This window comes from Flavobacterium sp., from assembly GCF_021151785.1.
Taxonomy (GTDB): domain Bacteria; phylum Bacteroidota; class Bacteroidia; order Flavobacteriales; family Flavobacteriaceae; genus Flavobacterium.
Genome location: NZ_JAGKWP010000014.1, coordinates 14,813 through 31,268, shown reverse-complemented (window position 1 = coordinate 31,268; position 16,456 = coordinate 14,813). Strand labels below are relative to the sequence as shown.

The window sequence follows — 16,456 nt, the reverse complement described above, 5'->3', positions numbered from 1 at the left end:
ACAATAAATAAATTGGTAGACTTTAATTAAATCATAAAGCCTACAAAAAAACACTCAATTGAGTAATCGAAATACTAACAAAGAATAGGAGGTCCCCTATGAGAATAAAATAGAAATTCTTTTTCTTTTACAATTGATTTATAATAGTCAATTAGAAAGAAATTGTGTTGTGGTGGTATGAATTCAAAGGAAAATATTTCAGATGATAAGAAGGCTGCAAATTCAAATTCACAGACAGGACATTCATCCTTTTGAGTAAATATTTTTTTATAGGTTGTTTGTTCTGTTTTATTAGCGTTAGAACTATAAGAAGAATGATCTTCTGAATGCAAAAAAATATGTAAAGATTGATAGCTTATTACCAATAGAAGTAATGAAGCTATCAAAAGATTATACTTTACATATTTTTTTTTCATCTATATATAATTACACCAGTTGGTTTTTTACCAAATATTCTGCAATTTGAATGGTGTTTGTAGCAGCACCTTTTCGTAAATTATCTGCAACAATCCACATGTTTAATGTTTTAGGCTGACTTTCATCCCTACGAATTCTACCAACAAATACATCATCCTTTCCTTGTGCATAAATAGGCATTGGATAGGAATAATTAGCTAAGTCGTCTTGAACAGTAATTCCAGGTGTTGCCTCTAAAAGGGAACGCACTTCATTAACGTCAAAATCATGTTCAAATTCTACATTAACGGCTTCACTATGTCCGCCTACTACTGGTATACGAATAGCTGTAGCAGTTACTGCTATAGAATTATCCGAAAGAATTTTTTGAGTTTCACGAACCAATTTCATTTCTTCTTTCGTATAACCATTTTCTTCAAACACATCACATTGAGGAATGGCATTTCTGTGAATAGGATATTTGTAGGCCATATCACCTTGTATTCCTTTGTATTCATTTTCTAATTGCTGTACAGCTTTGACTCCAGTTCCTGTAATAGATTGGTAAGTTGAAACTATGATACGCTTGATGTCATATTTTTGGTGTAAAGGAGCTAATGCCATTACCATTTGTATCGTTGAACAATTTGGATTGGCTATAATTTTATCCTCTTTTGTTAAAATAGATGCATTAATTTCTGGAACTACTAATTTTTTTGTTGGATCCATTCTCCAAGCAGACGAATTGTCAATTACTGTTGTACCAGCTACTGCGAATTTTGGAGCCCATTCTTTTGAAGTGTCACCTCCTGCAGAGAATAAAGCAATCTGCGGTTGCATTTTCACTGCTTCAGCCAAGCTTACAACACTATATTTTTTACCTTTCCATTCGATTTCTTTGCCTACTGATTTCTCAGAAGCAACTGGAATCAATTCCGTTATTGGAAAATTTCTTTCTGCTAACACTTGTAGCATTACTTCGCCTACCATTCCAGTGGCTCCTACTACGGCTACTTTCATCTTTTAATTAGTATTTAATAAGTTATGCAAAAGTATAAAACTTATGACTAACAAATTTATCTTATTTAGTTAATAATTCATAAAAAAAACTGCCCTAAGGCAGTTTGTGTTTATTTCACCACAGAATCTAATAGTTTAGTTAGTTCTGGCGAAGAAGGTCTTGGAGCATCCGCATTTACAATTTTACCATCTGGCCCAATTAAAATAAAACGAGGAATTCCATTAATTTTATATCCTGTTACAAAATCTGATTTCCAATCTTTATCTGCTAAAATTTGTACTCCTCCTAATTCCTTTTCAGCTACAAATTTTTTCCATTTTTCTTTGTCTTTCATTACATCAACAGAGATGCTTACAAATTCGATGTTTTTACCATGATAGGCCTCTTCCGTTTTTTTCAAATGAGGAATTTCTGCTCTACAAGGTCCGCACCAAGTAGCCCAAACATCCACATAAACATATTTACCTTTAAAATCCTCTAACTTTATGATTTTTCCAGATGTGTTTTCATAGGCAAAAGAAGGAGAAACAGAACCATTTAATTTTCTAACTGCAAACGATTCTTTCATGTAACCTTCTAAATTTTTCAAGTTCTTCTCAGTATCTTCTTTTAATTTAGCTACAAAATTGGCACTTAAATTAGTTGGAAATTTAGAATAAATATCATTTCTTACTTTATCCATTTCAACTTTTAATTCTGCTTCATCTTTAGACGCCATTAATGCATCTAAATTCATTTGTTGCTCTTCTAAGTTTTTCTTTGCTAAGTAATTATTCTCATTACTACCATTTCCTTTAAAATCCAATGTTTCGTCAAATTTAGTATAGTCTAAAGTAACTTCTAAATTTGAAGTATTGGTCAAATATAAATCAGCATATTGTTCTCCCGCATCTAGTTTGTAAAATCCTTCTGTTACATCAAAACTACCATGAAAATGTCCTTTTTTATCAGCAACTATCATTTTATTAAAACCTCTTCCTTTTACATAAATAGTATCCGAAGGTTTGTTTAATATTTTTACTGTAATTTTAGCTTGTGCTTGAGTGGTTAAAGTAAATAAACCTGCTGCTAACGCAATCAATAGTGTTGTTTTATTTTTCATTTTAAATTATTTTAATCATGTAAATATAGTTTTTTCTTCAAAACAAAAAGCAAAATTCTTGTTAAGTTTCTTTTTTTTGATTATCCGACATTTTTAATATTTATAAGGTATTTTTTATATTTTTTCTTTTTTATTCTTAATTATAACTAAAAGTTGGATGAAATAAATTAGATGTGCAATATTTATGGATTTGAAATTTACTATTTTTTAAAATTATCCTACTTTTGCCAAAAAATAAGATAATGTATAGAAGTCATACTTGTGGTGAGTTAAATGCATCACATATCAATCAGGAAGTTACTTTAGCAGGATGGGTTCAAAAATCGCGCGATAAAGGTTTTATGGTCTGGGTGGATTTAAGAGATCGTTATGGAATTACACAATTAATTTTTGACGAGAACAGAACAGATAAGGCAGTGTTTGAAAAGGCAAAATCATTAGGTAGAGAGTTTGTTATTCAAGTTAAAGGAATGGTGATTGAACGTGAATCTAAAAATAAAAATATATCAACAGGTGATATTGAGATTTTAGTTTCTGAGTTAAATATTTTAAACGAAGCGCAACTTCCTCCGTTTACTATAGAAGATGAAACAGATGGTGGAGAAGACATTCGAATGAAATACCGTTACTTAGACATTAGAAGAAATCCTGTCAAAAACAGTTTGTTGTTTCGTCACAAAGTAGCTATGGAAGTACGTAACTACCTTTCTAATCATGGTTTTTGCGAGGTTGAAACACCTTATTTGATTAAATCTACTCCAGAAGGAGCAAGAGATTTTATAGTTCCAAGCAGAATGAATGCCGGACAATTTTATGCTTTACCACAATCACCTCAAACCTTCAAACAATTATTAATGGTTGGAGGAATGGATAAATATTTTCAGATTGTAAAATGTTTCCGTGATGAAGATTTACGAGCGGACCGTCAACCGGAGTTTACCCAAATTGACTGTGAAATGGCTTTTGTTGAGCAAGAAGATATTTTGAATATATTTGAAGGTTTAACACGTCATTTGTTAAAAGAAGTTCATGGTTTAGAAGTGGATAAATTCCCAAGAATGACTTATGATTATGCCATGAAGACATATGGAAATGATAAGCCGGATATTCGTTTTGGAATGCAATTTGGGGAGTTAAATGAAGTAGCACAGCATAAAGATTTCAGCGTTTTCAATTCAGCAGAATTAGTAGTCGGAATTGCAGTTCCTGGTTGTGCATCATATACAAGAAAAGAAATCGACGCGTTAATTGATTGGGTAAAACGTCCACAAGTTGGCGCATCTGGAATGGTGTATTGTAAATATGAACAAGATGGTACTTTAAAATCTTCTGTAGATAAATTTTATGACCAAGAAGATTTAAAAAAATGGGCTGAAATTACAGGTGCACAACCTGGAGATTTAATTTTAGTATTATCGGGTTCTGCTAACAAAACAAGAAGTCGGTTAAGCGCTCTTCGTATGGAGTTAGGAAATCGTTTAGGTTTAAGAAAACCAAATGAATTTGCGCCGCTTTGGGTAGTTGATTTCCCGTTATTAGAATGGGATGAAGAAAGTGAAAGATACCACGCTATGCACCACCCTTTTACAAGTCCAAAACCTGAGGATTTACATTTGATTCATGAAAATCCAGGAGCAATAAGAGCTAATGCATATGATATGGTATTAAATGGAAATGAAATTGGAGGTGGATCTATCCGTATTCATGACAAAGAATTACAAGCAAGAATGTTTGAATTATTAGGTTTTTCTAAAGAAGAAGCAGAAAACCAATTTGGATTTTTAATGAATGCTTTTCAATACGGTGCCCCGCCACATGGTGGTTTAGCTTTTGGATTAGATCGATTAGTTGCTATTTTAGGTGGCCAGGAAACCATACGTGACTTTATTGCTTTTCCTAAAAATAATTCTGGTAGAGATGTTATGATAGACGCACCCTCTGAAATTGATTCTAAACAATTGGATGAACTTAATATTAGTGTGATTACAAAGAATTAATTTTTAAAAATATATGAGCGGACCTAAAAAGTTCGCTTTTTTTTATATAAAAACTTTTTTATTTCAATTAAAAGTCTATCTTTGAATCATTATTAATTATTATTACGCATAAAATGCAAAAAGGAACAGTAAAATTCTTCAATGAAACTAAAGGTTTTGGTTTCATAACTAACGAAGAAACAGGCAAAGACATCTTTGTACACGTAACAGGAATCAAAGGAGACAAATTAAATGAAGGAGACCATGTTAGTTATGAAGAAGAAGAAGGTAGAAAAGGAATTGTAGCAACTAATGTAGTCACCATAAACGATTAATTTATACCTCACAGAAAAACGCTCTTTTTTAGAGCGTTTTTTTTTACACTTTAATTAAGCTATTTAGATTTAATTTAAATAAAAGGTTTTTTAGGGTTTTGTCTCTTTTAAACCTTGTTTTAATTTTGATAATACAATTAGACAAATTATTTTTGTGACTATTTTAAATAGCATAAAAATGCAAACTTCTCAACATGATTTTATACCTATCCTAATGCAGGTCTTACTTGCTGTTGGATTTGTTGGCGGTACTATTGTAATATCTAATTTATTAGGGCCTAAGCGTTCTTCTGCCAATAAAGATAAAAGTTTTGAATGTGGAATAGAATCTACGGGTAATGCTCGTATTCCGTTCTCAGTAAAGTATTTTTTAGTTGCCATTCTTTTCGTTTTATTCGACGTTGAAGTTATTTTTATGTATCCTTGGGCGGTAAACTTTAAGGATATGGGTATGGATGGATTGATTAAAATGGGGATTTTCATGGTTTTATTACTTATAGGTTTCTTCTATGTTATTAAGAAGAAGGCTTTGGTATGGGAATAAAAAAAGTGCAAGAAAATGGAAAATAAAAAAGTAAAAACTGTAGAAGCTCCAGAAGGAGTACAAGGTGAAGGATTCTTTGCTACGCGTTTTGACCAAGTAATTGGTATTGCTCGAGCTAATTCTATGTGGCCTTTACCATTTGCTACTTCTTGTTGTGGAATTGAATTCATGGCAACAATGGCTTCACATTACGATATGGCACGTTTCGGTTCAGAACGTGTTAGTTTCTCACCAAGACAAGCAGATATGCTACTAGTGATGGGAACTATTTCAAAAAAAATGGCTCCTATTTTACGTCAAGTTTACGAACAAATGTCGGAACCTAAATGGGTTGTTGCTGTTGGAGCTTGCGCTTCTTCTGGTGGTGTTTTTGACACTTATTCTGTTCTACAAGGAATTGATAAAGTTATTCCAGTAGACGTATATGTTCCAGGATGTCCTCCTAGACCAGAACAAATTATTGATGGTATATTGCACCTTCAAGAATTAGTGAAAAACGAAGACTTGAGAAGAAGAAATTCAGAAGAATATAAACAGCTTTTAGCTTCTTATAACATTGAATAACAATGGCACTAGAATCATTAGATATACAAACTAAATTACAAGATACTTTTGGAGAAAAAGTATTCAACTTCAGAACAGAATTTGATATGTTTGTTTTTGATGTTGATGCAACTTCAAATCTTGAAATTATTAAATTCTTAAAAGAAGAACCTTCATTAAACTTCAATTTCCTTACAGATGTTTGTGGTATTCACTATCCAGACAACCCTGCTAACGAACAATTTTGCGTAGTATATCATATGCACAATTGGTTTGAAAACAAAAGGATAAGAATTAAAGCTTACTTACCAGGAGAACATCCAAGAATTAATTCTGTTACTTCTTTATTCTTATCAGCAGATTGGCAAGAAAGAGAAACATATGATTTCTATGGAATTCATTTTGAAGGTCATCCTAACTTATGTAGAATCTTAAACATGGATGAAATGATTTCTTTCCCTATGCGCAAAGAATTCCCAATGGAAGATTCAGGTAGAACAGACAAAGACGACCGATTCTTTGGTAGAACTATTAACAATTGCTAAACGTTAAGAAATGGGAAATGTAGTATTACCAGCAGATCATCGCTACTATAAATATATTGAAGAGCGTCAAAACGAAGACGGAAGTGAATTAGCTATCCTAAACTTAGGACCAACACACCCTGCTACTCATGGTATTTTTCAAAACATCTTATTAATGGATGGTGAGAGAATCCTAGATGCAGAACCAACTGTGGGTTACATTCACCGTGCTTTTGAAAAAATTGCAGAAAACCGTCCGTTTTATCAAATTACCCCTTTAACAGACCGTATGAACTATTGTTCTTCGCCAATCAACAACATGGCTTGGTGGATGACATTAGAAAAATTATTAAATATAGAAGTTCCAAAACGTGCACAATATTTACGTGTAATTGTAATGGAATTAGCGCGTATAGCTGACCACTTAATTTGTAATTCAATTTTAGGTGTAGATACAGGCGCTTACACAGGATTCCTATATGTTTTCCAATTCCGTGAAAAAATTTACGAAATCTATGAAGAAATTTGTGGAGCTCGTTTAACTACCAATATGGGTAGAATTGGCGGATTTGAAAGAGATTGGAGTCCCGCTGCATTTGAAAAATTAAATACCTTTTTGGAAGAATTTCCAAAAGCTTGGGAAGAATTTGAAAACTTATTTACTAGAAACCGAATTTTTATTGATAGAACCGTTAATGTAGGTCCTATATCTGCTGAAAAAGCAATTAGTTATGGATTTACAGGTCCTAACTTAAGAGCTGCAGGTGTGGATTACGATGTACGTGTGGCACAACCTTACAGTTCTTATGAAGATTTTGAATTTGATGTTCCAGTAGGAAAATCAGGAGATACTTATGATCGTTTTTGTGTAAGAAATGCTGAAGTTTGGGAATCGTTAAAAATCATTCGTCAAGCTTTGGATAAATTACCTGAAGGTCCTTACCATGCAGATGTACCAGATTATTACTTACCTCCAAAAGAGGATGTATACAACAACATGGAAGCTTTAATTTACCACTTCAAAATTGTAATGGGAGAAGTTCCTGTTCCTGTTGCAGAAGTTTATCATCCTGTAGAAGGTGGTAATGGTGAATTAGGTTTCTATTTAATTACAGACGGAAGCAGAACACCTTATCGTTTACATTTCAGAAGACCTTGTTTTATCTATTATCAAGCGTACCCTGAAATGATTAAAGGAGCTATGCTTTCTGATGCCATTGCAATATTATCAAGTTTAAACGTAATCGCTGGCGAATTAGACGCTTAAGAATATGGAAATATCAAACGCAACTCAAAATATTAATATCACGCCTGAATTAATGACTCGAATTAACGAGTTAATCAGTCATTATCCTGCTGATAAAAAGAAGTCTGCTTTAATACCTGTTTTACATGAGGTTCAAGATGCTCATGACAATTGGTTGAGTGTTGCTTTACAAAATAAAGTAGCTGAAATTTTAGAAATCCTTCCAATTGAAGTGTATGAAGTTGTAACCTTTTATACCATGTTCAACACCAAACCTGTTGCAAAATATATGTTTGAATTTTGCAGAACATCTTGTTGTGCTACTCGTGGTGTGGAAGATTTAATGGATTATGCTTCAGAAAAACTTGGAGTAAAAGAGGGAGAAATAACTTCAGACGGATTATTTCAATTTGTAGGTGTGGAATGTTTAGGCGCTTGTGGATATGCACCTATGCTTCAATTAGGCGATTTTTATCATGAAAAATTATCAAAAGATAAATTCGACCAATTGATTGAAGAATGTAAAGCTGGTAAAATAACCTTACACGATAAATAATACCATGGGAAGAAAAATATTATTAGAAAAAATTAATATTCCGGGTATCAAAACCTATGAAGTTTACCGCCAAAATGGAGGTTATGCTTCAGTGGAAAAAGCATTTAAAATGACACCAGACGAAATCACAGAAGAAGTAAAAACTTCTGGATTAAGAGGTCGTGGTGGTGCCGGATTCCCAGTTGGAATGAAATGGAGTTTTATCGATAAAAAATCGGGAAAACCACGTCATTTAGTTTGCAATGCCGACGAATCAGAACCGGGAACTTTTAAAGACCGTTATTTAATGGAATATATACCTCACTTATTAATAGAAGGTATGATTACATCAAGTTATGCTTTAGGCGCTAACTTATCATACATCTATATTAGAGGTGAATATATGTGGGTGTTTAAAACATTAGAAAGAGCTATTAAAGAAGCATATGCTGCAGGATGGTTAGGAAAAAACATTCAAGGTTCTGGATATGATTTAGACTTACACGTGCATTGTGGTGCAGGTGCTTACATTTGTGGTGAAGAAACTGCATTAATCGAATCTTTAGAAGGAAAAAGAGGAAATCCTAGAATTAAACCTCCCTTCCCAGCGGTTAGTGGTTTATGGCAAAATCCAACTGTAGTGAACAATGTTGAATCAATTGCAGCTGTGCCATGGATTGTAATGAATACTGGTGCTGAATATGCTAAAATTGGTATTGAACGTTCAACTGGAACTAAATTAATTTCTGCTTCTGGACATATTAAAAATCCTGGGGTATATGAAATTGAATTGGGCGTTTCTGTTGAAGAATTTATTAATTCTGACGAATATTGTGGTGGTATGATTGACGACCGACCTTTAAAGGCTTTAGTGCCTGGGGGTTCGTCTGTGCCTATTTTACCTGCACATTTAATTTATAAAACAGCTGCTGGAAATGATCGTTTAATGACGTACGAATCATTATCTGATGGCGGTTTTGCTACAGGATCTATGTTAGGTTCTGGCGGATTTATTGTCTATAATGACACTACTTGTATAGTTAGAAACACTTGGAATTTTTCAAGATTCTATCACCACGAAAGTTGTGGACAATGTACGCCATGTCGTGAAGGAACGGGTTGGTTAGAAAAAGTATTACATCGCATTGAGAACGGACACGGACGTGAAGAAGATATTGAGTTATTATTAAGTATTCAAAGTAAAATTGAAGGAAACACCATTTGTCCATTGGGAGATGCTGCTTCTTGGCCGGTAGCTGCTGCTATTCGTCATTTCAGAGAAGAATTTGAATACCATATCCGATTCCCAGAAAAAATCAAAAATAGAGATCACTTTGTGCATGAACCTTTTGAAAAAGTTAGCCACTTAGTAAGTAATCAAACAGTTTAATTAGTTTCAAGTTTCAGGTACCAAGTTTTAATAACTTGAAACTTAAAACCTGAGATTATTCAAACAAAAAAATAACAATGAAAGTAACCATAGACGGACAAAGCGTAGAAGTAGAACCAGGAACAACTATCCTGCAAGCTGCTCGTATGATTGGTGGTGATTTAGTTCCACCAGCCATGTGTTATTATTCGAAATTAAAAGGTACTGGAGGTAAATGTCGTTGTTGCTTAGTTGAAGTAAGCAAGGGAAGTGAGGCAGATCCAAGACCCATGCCTAAACTTGTAGCTTCTTGTGTTACGGGATGTATGGATGGAATGGAAGTGAATAGTAAAAATTCTGATCGTGTAACAGAAGCAAGAAAAGCGGTTACCGAATTTTTATTAATCAACCACCCACTAGATTGTCCGGTATGTGATCAAGCAGGAGAATGTCATTTACAAGATTTAAGCTTTGAACACGGAAAAGCAAAAACACGATTCATCGAAGAAAAAAGAACTTTTGAACCTGAAAATATTGGTGATAAAATTCAATTACACATGAACCGATGTATTTTATGTCAACGTTGTGTACAAGTTGCTGAACAATTGACTGACAATAGAGTTCATGGTGTTTTAAACCGTGGAGATCATGCTCAAATTTCAACTTGTGTTTCAGCTGCAATTGATAATGAATTCTCTGGAAACATGATTGATGTTTGTCCAGTAGGTGCATTAACAGATAAAACATTCCGATTTAAATCGAGAGTTTGGTTCAACAAACCTTTCAATGCTCATAGAGAATGTACAACTCCAGGTTGTTGTGGTGAAGTAACCGTTTGGATGTTTGGAAATGAAATTCAACGTGTAACAGGAAGAAAAGACCAATACGGAGAAGTAGAAAACTTTATTTGTAATACTTGTCGTTACGATAAAAAAGAAGTTTCTGACTGGGTTATTGAAGGACCTAAAAAATTCGAAAAAGATTCTGTTATCAATCAAAATAATTATACAAGAAAATTAGATAAAGTAGTGATTAATACAGAAGCTCAAATCTTATTTGGTCGCGAAGAAGATCGCAAGAAGATTAGTATGACTGAAGTTCCATTTAAAAAAGAAGAAAACTAATGGAAGCAGCATTTATCATAGAAAAAAGTGTAATTATTATTACCGTATTTGCCTTAACTATGTTAATGGCAATGTATTCAACATGGGCTGAACGTAAAGTAGCTGCTTGGCTTCAAGACCGTATTGGACCAAACCGTGCAGGTTGGGCAGGTTTACTTCAACCTTTAGCCGATGGTGCCAAATTATTTACAAAAGAAGAATTCTTCCCAAATACGCCTAACCGTTTCCTATTTATTTTAGGTCCTGGTATTGCTATGAGTACGGCTTTAATTACAAGTGCTGTTATTCCTTGGGGAGATACTATTGAAGTATTTGGTCAGCGAGTGTTGTTACAAGCAACCGATATTGATGTTTCCGTTTTATATATTTTTGGTGTTTTATCCATTGGAGTATATGGAATTATGATTGGAGCTTGGGCATCTAATAACAAATATTCTTTGATGTCAGCTGTTCGTGCTTCTTCTCAGATGATTTCGTATGAAGTAGCTATGGGATTATCCATGATTGCTATCTTAATGATGACTGGTTCTTTATCATTAAAAGAAATAACCGTTTATCAAGCTGAAAATGGCTGGAATATTTTATACCAACCAGTAGCTTTCATCATTTTCTTAATTTGTTCCTTTGCTGAAACCAATAGAACACCTTTCGATTTAGCAGAATGTGAATCGGAATTAATTGGTGGATACCATACAGAATATTCATCTATGAAAATGGGATTCTATTTATTTGCTGAATATGCAAATATGTTTATTTCTTCGACAATCTTGGCAATTGTTTTCTTAGGAGGATACCACTTCCCGGGAATGGCTTGGGTTACAGAAAACTGGGGAATGAACACAGCAGCATTACTTGGGTTTTTATCTTTATTTATGAAATTGTGCTTCTTCATCTTCTTTTACATGTGGGTAAGATGGACAATACCAAGATTTAGATACGATCAATTAATGCATTTAGGTTGGAAAATATTAATTCCATTAGCTGTAGTTAACATCATTGTAACTGGAGTAGTAATGGTATTATTTAAATAATTCGTGATTATGTCAGTAGAACAAATATCATTATCAGGAAGAAAAAAAGTGGTTTCTAACAAAGAAATGACTTGGTTAGAGAAAATTTATCTTTGGACTATTATCAAAGGTTTGTTTACTACTCTAAAACACTTATTCAGAAGAAAAGTAACGATTAAATTCCCAGAACAAGTTAGAGAATTTAGTCCGGTATATAGAGGTCAACACATGCTAATGCGTGATGAAGAAGGAAGAGAAAGATGTACAGCTTGTGGTTTGTGTGCTTTATCTTGTCCTGCCGAAGCGATTACAATGAAAGCTGCAGAGCGCAAACCAGAAGAAAAGCATTTATACCGTGAAGAAAAATATGCTGAAATCTATGAAATCAACATGTTGCGTTGTATTTTCTGTGGTTTGTGTGAAGAAGCCTGTCCTAAACAAGCCATTTACTTAACTAAATCTAGAAAATTCGCTAACGCTGATTATGATAGAGAAGATTTCATTTTTGGAAAAGATAAGTTAGTAATGCCTTTAGAAATGGCTAAAATGAATACACAATCTAATACTTTGAATTAATTATGTTAGAGATTATATTTTACATTTTATCAGCCATTACGTTAGGAACTGCATTCCTAACTGTTTTTAGCAAAAATCCAATTCACAGTGCTATTTACTTAGTTGTTTGTTTCTTTTCATTAGCAGGACATTATGTATTGTTCAATGCGCAATTTTTAGCAATTGTTCACGTAATTGTTTATGCTGGTGCCATCATGGTATTATTATTATTTACTTTGATGTTAATGAACTTAAACAAAGAGGATGAAGTTTCTAAACCTAAATGGGTATCCTTTGCCGCCTTAATTTCTGCTTGTATTTTAGGTGTTGTTTTGATTGCGGCTTTAAAATCGGCTGAGCCGGAAGTAATGGATTACGCGAATACAGGTGAAGATTTTCAATCCATCAAAAGATTAGGAGAAGTACTTTTAGATGAGTACCAAGTACCCTTTGAATTCGCGTCGGTATTATTATTAGTTTCGATGATTGGTGCAGTATTAATTTCTAAAAAAGAAGAAAAAATATAACTATGAACGTATTACAAGAAATTGGCATTCAAAATTATATCATTTTAGCTGCTTTGCTATTTTGTATTGGTGCCTTCGGAATTTTATATAGACGTAATGCCATCATCATGTTCATGTCTATAGAAATCATGTTAAATGCTGTTAACTTATTACTAGTTGCCTTTTCTTCGTACCACCAAGATGCATCAGGACAAGTTTTCGTTTTCTTTACGATGGCTGTTGCAGCTGCAGAAGTTGCTGTTGGATTAGCTATATTGGTTTCTATTTTTAGAAATATAGGTAATATTGATATTGATAATTTAAAAAATTTAAAAGGATAAGCGCCTAATGGAGACAACTATTTTACTTTTATTATTTACGCCGTTAGTTGGTTTTTTAATCAACACATTTTTCGGCAAAACATTAGGTAAAACTGGCTCAGGTATTGTTGGTACATTGGCTGTTGTTTTATCTTTTTTATGTACACTTTGCTTATTTTCTCAAATTAATGCAGGTGATACGCTTCCTAAATTTCATTTAGCTGATTGGTTTACCTTAGGTAAAATCAACGTGAATTTTGATTTCTTATTTGATCAATTATCTGTTTTATGGTTATTATTTGTAACAGGTATTGGATCATTAATCCATTTATATTCTATTAGCTATATGCACGACGATGAAAACATGCATAAATTCTTTTCATATCTGAATTTATTCGTTTTCTTCATGATTGTGTTAGTAGCTGGAAGTAACTTATTAATCATGTTTATTGGTTGGGAAGGTGTTGGACTATGTTCTTATTTATTAATCGGATTCTGGTACAAAAATCAAGACTATAATGATGCTGCAAAAAAAGCATTTATCATGAACCGTATTGGTGATTTAGGATTTTTAATAGGAATATTTGTTTTAGGTTGCTACTTAAATACTTTAGATTTTATGGAAATTAAAGCTGCATTAGGTAAAAATAGTATTACTCCTGCTTTATTATCCATTGCTGCTTTATGTTTATTTATTGGGGCTACAGGAAAATCAGCGCAATTACCATTGTACACTTGGTTGCCTGATGCGATGGCTGGACCTACACCTGTTTCGGCTTTAATTCACGCAGCTACGATGGTTACAGCCGGTATTTTTATGATTACTCGTTTGAATTTCTTATTTGAATTAACCCCTGACGTAAAATTGGTAATTGCCATTGTTGGAGTTATAACTGCTTTGGTTGCTGCTGCTATTGGTTTAGTTCAAAATGATATAAAAAAGGTATTAGCTTATTCAACTGTTTCGCAATTAGGTTTAATGTTTTTAGCTTTAGGTTTAGGTGCGTATGAAGTAGCTGTATTCCATGTAATTACACACGCATTCTTTAAAGCTTGTTTATTCTTAGGATCAGGTTCTGTTATTCATGCATTACATGGCGAACAAGACATGAGAAACATGGGTGGATTACGTAAGGTGATGCCTATAACTTTTGCTACAATGTTAGTTTCAACATTAGCAATTGCAGGTATTTTCCCATTTGCTGGTTTCTGGTCTAAAGATGAAATATTAATGGCGGCATTCCATCACAATACTATTTTGTGGGTATTAGGCTCTATTGCATCAATTATGACGGCTTTCTACATGTTCCGATTATTATATTTAACATTCTTTGGTGAATTTAGAGGAACAGAAGAACAAAAACATCATTTACATGAAAGTCCAGCTTTAATTACTATTCCTTTAGTAATATTAGGAGCATTAGCTACTATAGGTGGTGCTATTAATTTACCAGGAAGCAATTGGTTAAGTCATTACTTAGCTCCATTATTTAAAGCACATGAAGCACATCATTTAGATGGAACTGCTTATATGTTGATGGGTATTGCAACTGTTGGTGCTTTAATTGGTATTGCTATTGCTTACAATATGTATATTTCTAAAAAACAAGTTCCTGAAGCAGATGAAAATGTACAGGGGTTACACAAAGTATTGGCTAATAAATTTTATCTAGATGAAATTTATATGGCTGTAATTGTACAACCTATTTATGCAGTTTCAAGTTTCTTTAAAAAGTATACAGAAAAATTCGTTTCAAAATTAGTATTCGGATTTGGAGATATAACATATGCTTTATCTTTACAAGGTAAAAGAATACAAAACGGAAACATCGGTATTTATCTATTTGCTTTTATATTAGGTATCTGCGGATTTTTATTTTATTTATTTGTAAATCGTCAATAATTAGAAATGAACATAGGGATTATATTAACGGTTTTATTGGTAGGTGCAATTGTAACTTACTTTTCAGGAAACAAGTTTGCCTCTAAATTTGCTTTACTTACAAGTATTGCTGCATTTGGTTTAACTATAATGGCTTTAAATGCTTATTTAGCGGGTGAGAATTGGAATGTAGATTTACCATGGTTAACTAAACCTGCTATCAACTTTGCATTGCATGTGGATGGTTTGTCATTAGCCATGTTGTTATTAACTACAGGCTTGTTACCATTAATTATTGCCTCTGGATTTGTAACTAAATTTGAGGACGAGAAAGCTATTTACAGTTTAATTTTAGTGATGGGAGCTGCAATGGCAGGTACATTTTTAGCTGCAGATGGTTTTGTATATTATATATTTTGGGAAATTGCCTTAATTCCAATTTATTTCATTGCTTTAAGATGGGGTAATGGCGATAAAGAAGAACGAAGAAAAACGATTTTAAAATTCTTCATCTATACTTTTGCAGGTTCTTTATTCATGCTGTTGGCTTTCATTTATTTATATACTAAAGGTGGAAGTTTTGCTATTGAAAAATTATATGCTTTACAATTAACAAGCACTGAACAAACTTATATTTTCTTAGCATTCTTTTTAGCTTATGCTATTAAAATTCCAATTGTTCCTTTCCATTCTTGGCAAGCAAATACCTACAGTAAAGCACCATCTATTGGTACTATGTTATTGTCTGGTATCATGTTAAAAATGGGATTATATAGTGTATTAAGATGGCAATTGCCTTTATCTGATGAAGCCGCTAAAGCACATGTGCCAATTATTGTTACCTTATCCATTATTGGGGTAATTTATGGAGCAATTTTAACTTTAAAACAAAAGAATATTAAAAAAGTGTTGGCGTATTCATCCTTATCACACGTGGGATTAATTGCTGCGGGATTGTATTCTTTAACATTTGAAGGTTTTCAAGGTGCCGTGCTCCAAATGTTATCTCATGGTATTGTAATCGTTGGATTATTCTATATTGTTGAAATAATTTACTCAAGATATCAAACGTATAATATTAATGAAATGGGTGGTATTAGAATTCAGGCAACACGTTTTGCTTCATTTTTCTTAATTGTTTTATTAGCTTCAGTAGCTTTACCAACTACTTTTAACTTCATTGGTGAATTTAATTTATTATACAGTTTATTCAAAGTAAATATTTGGTATGCTATAATAGCAGGAACAACAATCATTTTAGGAGCGTTTTATATGTTACGTATGTTCCAAAAAAGTATGTTAGGTGAAAGCATCAAACCTTTCCAAGATATTACAATTTCGGAAAGTATTGTATTAATCGTAATTGTTGGAGTTACCATATTCTTTGGTTTGTTCCCTCAACCAATTATTGACTTAATTGAACCAAGTTTACAATCAATTTTAAATCAAATTAACTAAGAAGCCTTAA

At 32.9% G+C, this 16,456-nt stretch carries 17 protein-coding genes; 15 read left to right on the top strand and 2 right to left on the bottom strand.

Annotated elements, in window-relative coordinates:
• Positions 1–426 precede the first annotated feature (426 nt).
• The gene (locus QZ824_RS02770) at positions 427–1,416 is read right to left on the bottom strand and encodes an aspartate-semialdehyde dehydrogenase (protein ID WP_291274510.1); all 990 of its coding nucleotides are present in this window, start codon (positions 1,414–1,416) and stop codon (positions 427–429) included.
• A 110-nt stretch (positions 1,417–1,526) separates the two neighbouring features.
• Positions 1,527–2,519, bottom strand: a complete 993-nt coding sequence (locus QZ824_RS02765; protein ID WP_291274509.1) for a TlpA disulfide reductase family protein — start codon at positions 2,517–2,519, stop codon at positions 1,527–1,529.
• A gap of 242 nt (positions 2,520–2,761) precedes the next feature.
• Between QZ824_RS02765 and aspS the strand changes: the two genes are divergently transcribed.
• The 15 genes from aspS (at position 2,762) to QZ824_RS02690 (ending at position 16,446) form a co-directional block, all read left to right on the top strand.
• Positions 2,762–4,516, top strand: a complete 1,755-nt coding sequence (aspS, locus tag QZ824_RS02760) for an aspartate--tRNA ligase (RefSeq protein WP_291274508.1) — start codon at positions 2,762–2,764, stop codon at positions 4,514–4,516.
• A 113-nt stretch (positions 4,517–4,629) separates the two neighbouring features.
• A complete protein-coding gene (locus QZ824_RS02755) occupies positions 4,630–4,830 on the top strand; it encodes a cold-shock protein (protein WP_291274507.1) in 201 nt (66 codons plus the stop codon).
• A gap of 178 nt (positions 4,831–5,008) precedes the next feature.
• Positions 5,009–5,374 carry an NADH-quinone oxidoreductase subunit A gene (locus QZ824_RS02750; protein ID WP_014389514.1) on the top strand — a complete coding sequence of 122 codons (366 nt, stop codon included), beginning with the start codon at positions 5,009–5,011 and terminating at the stop codon, positions 5,372–5,374.
• Between the two features lie 15 nt (positions 5,375–5,389).
• Positions 5,390–5,938 carry an NADH-quinone oxidoreductase subunit B gene (locus tag QZ824_RS02745; RefSeq protein WP_291274506.1) on the top strand — a complete coding sequence of 183 codons (549 nt, stop codon included), beginning with the start codon at positions 5,390–5,392 and terminating at the stop codon, positions 5,936–5,938.
• A gap of 2 nt (positions 5,939–5,940) precedes the next feature.
• Entirely contained in the window at positions 5,941–6,462 is a 522-nt protein-coding gene (locus QZ824_RS02740; protein WP_291274505.1) for an NADH-quinone oxidoreductase subunit C, read from the top strand.
• Between the two features lie 10 nt (positions 6,463–6,472).
• The gene (nuoD, locus tag QZ824_RS02735; protein WP_014389517.1) at positions 6,473–7,708 is read left to right on the top strand and encodes an NADH dehydrogenase (quinone) subunit D; all 1,236 of its coding nucleotides are present in this window, start codon (positions 6,473–6,475) and stop codon (positions 7,706–7,708) included.
• 4 nt (positions 7,709–7,712) lie between these two features.
• Positions 7,713–8,243, top strand: coding sequence for an NAD(P)H-dependent oxidoreductase subunit E (locus QZ824_RS02730; protein WP_014389518.1), 531 nt, complete (start codon positions 7,713–7,715; stop codon positions 8,241–8,243).
• A gap of 4 nt (positions 8,244–8,247) precedes the next feature.
• Positions 8,248–9,612: an NADH-quinone oxidoreductase subunit NuoF gene (nuoF, locus tag QZ824_RS02725; protein ID WP_291274504.1), complete on the top strand. Its 1,365-nt coding sequence runs from the start codon at positions 8,248–8,250 to the stop codon at positions 9,610–9,612.
• 77 nt (positions 9,613–9,689) lie between these two features.
• On the top strand, positions 9,690–10,715 hold the full coding sequence (locus QZ824_RS02720; protein ID WP_014389520.1) for a 2Fe-2S iron-sulfur cluster-binding protein: 1,026 nt from the start codon (positions 9,690–9,692) through the stop codon (positions 10,713–10,715).
• Positions 10,715–11,746, top strand: a complete 1,032-nt coding sequence (gene nuoH, locus QZ824_RS02715) for an NADH-quinone oxidoreductase subunit NuoH (RefSeq protein WP_014389521.1) — start codon at positions 10,715–10,717, stop codon at positions 11,744–11,746. Before QZ824_RS02720 ends, nuoH begins: the two co-directional genes overlap by 1 nt.
• A 9-nt stretch (positions 11,747–11,755) precedes the next feature.
• Positions 11,756–12,301 (top strand): NADH-quinone oxidoreductase subunit I, encoded by a 546-nt coding sequence (locus QZ824_RS02710; RefSeq protein WP_014389522.1) that lies wholly within the window; start codon positions 11,756–11,758, stop codon positions 12,299–12,301.
• Positions 12,302–12,303: 2 nt separating this feature from the next.
• Complete coding sequence (locus tag QZ824_RS02705; RefSeq protein WP_291274503.1) at positions 12,304–12,807, top strand: NADH-quinone oxidoreductase subunit J; 504 nt, start codon at positions 12,304–12,306, stop codon at positions 12,805–12,807.
• A 2-nt stretch (positions 12,808–12,809) separates the two neighbouring features.
• On the top strand, positions 12,810–13,127 hold the full coding sequence (nuoK, locus tag QZ824_RS02700) for an NADH-quinone oxidoreductase subunit NuoK (protein ID WP_014389524.1): 318 nt from the start codon (positions 12,810–12,812) through the stop codon (positions 13,125–13,127).
• 7 nt (positions 13,128–13,134) lie between these two features.
• Complete coding sequence (nuoL, locus tag QZ824_RS02695) at positions 13,135–15,009, top strand: NADH-quinone oxidoreductase subunit L (protein ID WP_291274502.1); 1,875 nt, start codon at positions 13,135–13,137, stop codon at positions 15,007–15,009.
• A 6-nt stretch (positions 15,010–15,015) separates the two neighbouring features.
• Positions 15,016–16,446: an NADH-quinone oxidoreductase subunit M gene (locus tag QZ824_RS02690; RefSeq protein ID WP_291274501.1), complete on the top strand. Its 1,431-nt coding sequence runs from the start codon at positions 15,016–15,018 to the stop codon at positions 16,444–16,446.
• The last annotated feature ends 10 nt before the right edge of the window (positions 16,447–16,456 follow it).